Source organism: Mesorhizobium sp. M0030 (assembly GCF_040323695.1).
In the GTDB taxonomy this organism is placed as follows: domain Bacteria; phylum Pseudomonadota; class Alphaproteobacteria; order Rhizobiales; family Rhizobiaceae; genus Mesorhizobium.
The window spans coordinates 1-3,149 of sequence record NZ_JAMYVE010000042.1; the positions used below are offsets into that span (position 1 = coordinate 1).

Annotated in this window: 2 protein-coding genes and 1 pseudogene; all 3 read left to right on the top strand. The window is 61.0% G+C overall.

Going from position 1 to position 3,149, the window contains the following annotated elements; translation table 11 throughout:
* The coding region (locus tag NKJ80_RS31325; protein WP_352498954.1) for a type I secretion system permease/ATPase at positions 1 to 1,220 on the top strand (1,220 nt) is incomplete at its 5' end.
* A pseudogene (locus NKJ80_RS31330) lies at positions 1,195 to 1,425 on the top strand (HlyD family type I secretion periplasmic adaptor subunit); the annotation flags it as partial. The gene NKJ80_RS31325 and the pseudogene NKJ80_RS31330, both read left to right, overlap by 26 nt.
* Positions 1,426 to 1,794: 369 nt before the next feature.
* On the top strand, positions 1,795 to 2,586 hold the full coding sequence (locus NKJ80_RS31335) for a calcium-binding protein (RefSeq protein WP_023673926.1): 792 nt from the start codon (positions 1,795 to 1,797) through the stop codon (positions 2,584 to 2,586).
* Positions 2,587 to 3,149: the final 563 nt, after the last annotated feature.

The following is a 3,149-nucleotide window of genomic DNA, read 5'->3' on the forward strand; positions in this document are numbered from 1 at the left end:
CTCTCTCGCAAGGGCCGATAAGCGATACCGTTGCCCACAACATGGCACGCAATGGTCTGCTGCAAGCAGCGCGTTGCAATGCCGAGGTCGTGCAAGCTCTCGGTCTTGGAAAGCGGATCGCTGCCCGATGGCAAAAGGCCAATGCCAAGTTTCTGGCCGCCAACCGGAAAGCTGGGGACGTGGCAGGTGGGCTGGGTGCCATTTCAAAGTCGCTGCGCGTGCTGCTGCAATCGGCCATTCTTGCCGTCGGTGCGTACCTTGTCGTCAGGGAAGAGGCTACGGCCGGGGTCATGATTGCCAGTTCGATCATGATGGGGCGTGCGCTGGCTCCGGTCGACCTCGCCATTTCAAGCTGGAAACCCTTCCTCATGGCGCGCCAGGGTTGGGCGCGGCTGGAGGACCTCTTGGAAAAGGTTCCTGAAACCGCTCCTGTTATGCTAATGCCTGCACCTGAACGCGAACTGCGCCTCGAAAGCGTGACAATCGTTCCGCCCGGCGAAAGCAAGCCGACCGTGACCGGCCTTGCGTTTGCCATTCAGGCGGGAAGCGCACTCGGGGTCATCGGCCCGTCGGGCTCGGGCAAGTCGACACTCTCGCGCGCCATCGTCGGCGCATGGACGCCGGTCGCCGGGAAGGTTCGCATCGACAGCGCAAGCCTCGATCAATGGGACCGGGAAGCACTAGGCCGTCACATCGGCTATCTGCCACAAGGTGTTGAATTGTTCGATGGCACCATTGCCGAAAACATCGCTCGTTTTGAAGATGATCCTGACCCTGAGGCTATTGTCGCCGCGGCGAAAGCAGCGGGCACGCACGAACTGATCCTCCGATTTGAGCACGGATACGAAACTCCGATTGGTGAGGCCGGATCGGCACTTTCCGCCGGGCAGCGTCAGCTTATCGGTCTTGCCCGGGCCCTTTATCGAGACCCTTTCCTTGTCGTGCTGGATGAACCCAATGCCCATCTCGACGCGGAAGGCGAAGCTGCAGTCGTTAATGCGATCGCCTCCGTGCGCGAGCGCAAGGGCATTGCGGTTGTCGTCGCCCATCGGCCGAGCGCCATCCGCGCCGTCGATTTGGTGTTGGTGATGGAAGGTGGACGGCAGCGATCATTCGGTGCGCGTTCCAAAGTCCTGAAGGCCATCGAGTCTACACAGGATCACGTGGCAGAGCGCGCTGACATGGAGGATCCCGGTGTCCGGCATTCATCAGAACAATGACGTTTCGAGTCCATTCGCCGGCACCTGGTGGCGGGCCTTCTGGCGAGCGTGATCTTTGTGGGAGGAGCCGGAGCCTGGGCGACCTTCACGAATCTCTCCGGTGCGGTTGTAGCGTCCGGACACTTTGTCGTCGTTTCCTAGTGAGAAGATACAGCACCCGACTGGCGGGGTGGTCGGAGAAATCCTGGTGAACCCGGCATTTCGTACTACCTGGTGCGCCTGTCGGTTCCGATCTCGGCTCGCGCGAACGCGCTCCCTAACGTTCCATTGCTCGCAATGGGCAGTGCCGGCGCGACTCGGCAACACAGCCCCATGCCCGTTCTTCCGAGGGCGGCCCAACCAGGACGACCGGTTGCCAAGTTTTCCTGGACCGTTCTTTGAGTGTGAATATTCGGGCCGATTGCCTGGGGCGTGTCCCCGCCGCCTGCGAGCCCGCAACTGCTCAGCAGAAGGGCGAAGTGAACGAGAATGCATCCATTTCGTAAATGTATGCCTATCCAAGCAATCGATTTCTCCAATTGTCCGATGACGAATATGAACGACTCAGGCAGGGGCATCATTAGGAGTATTTTCAATGGCAAAGATTATCGAAGGTGGCCCGGGTTCCGAAACACTCCTCGGCACCGAGGGTGTTGACTGGATCGAGGGTTACCAGGGCGGTGACTGGCTTGACGGTCGTGGCGGCAACGACGAGATCTCGGGTGGCGCGGGCAGTGACCGAGCCATCGGCGGCGAGGGTAACGACCGCATCTTCGGCGGAGATGGCTGGGACGATCTCTCCGGCGACAACGGCCGCTTCAACGCGCGCGTCTCCGGTGAGGACAATGACAGGCTCAGCGGCGGACCCGGCCAGGATGTCCTCTACGTGGGTGACGGCCAGGACACGTTGACCGGGGGCAGCGACAGTGACACGTTCGTGTTCCAGTTCCACAATCCGGTGCCTGGGGTTGTCGGGTCGACGTCGGACATTACCACTATCACCGATTTCAACCCGGCGGAGGACAAGTTCGCCTTCGATGCGGTAGGCCTCTACAACGACGGTTTTGGCGCGAACTTCGTCAACAACGCCAGCATACAGTCCGGCTACCCGGTGAGCAGCTTCTACAGCGGTGCGGCGTCGGGTGCGAACGGCGAACACGTCGTGGTGATCACTGGTGAATCTTTCAACTCTGCTAATGAGGCGGCGAGTGCGATCTCCGGCGAGCACGCCGGCGACATCATTGTCTACCAAAGCAGCTACACTGACAGAGTTGCAACTCTGGCCTATGTCACCGCCGACGGCAGCGCGCACGAGTTCGCCCACCTGGGCGGTGTAGTCACCGTGGCAGACCTGGGCCTGACCGCGTCGGACTTCACCTTCGTTTGATCCAGAAAACCCATGCGGAACCGCGCCCGCCCCGCCCCCCCGGGCGGGCGCTTTCCCGTCCGTTTCCGCTACTTGCCATGGGCCGGGGCGCCTGGGAGCAGTCAGCGTGTACAGTGACGAAGCCCTGCGCGTCGCGCTGCTCGTGGACCGAAATCTCCTGAAGGTGTGGAGGCGGAAGCCTGTTCGGGCCCTTGCGGCCGACCAGGATGAATCCCTTCCAAACCTTCAGCCGGACGGTGTTGTTGACCCGCTCCATCAAATGCCGGGACCAAACATATTCGGCGGGAGCACTGATCCTGAACCAGCGAGCGGATGCAGTCGGTTGCCGATCGGGGAGCAATATAGGGAGCTGGGTCGCCAGCTGCGGAGACTTACGTGACAACCATTCCTTAAAGGATCAGCTTTGAGACCCTTCCCTCTGACTTCCGCGATTTGGGGCAGTGTGTTGATCAGCGGCGTGGTCAACGTGTTTGCGCTGATCTCGCCGCTGTTCATGCTTCAGGTCTATGACCGCGTTCTGGCAAGTGGCAGCGTATCCACGCTGGTGGGGCTCGTCGTGCTCG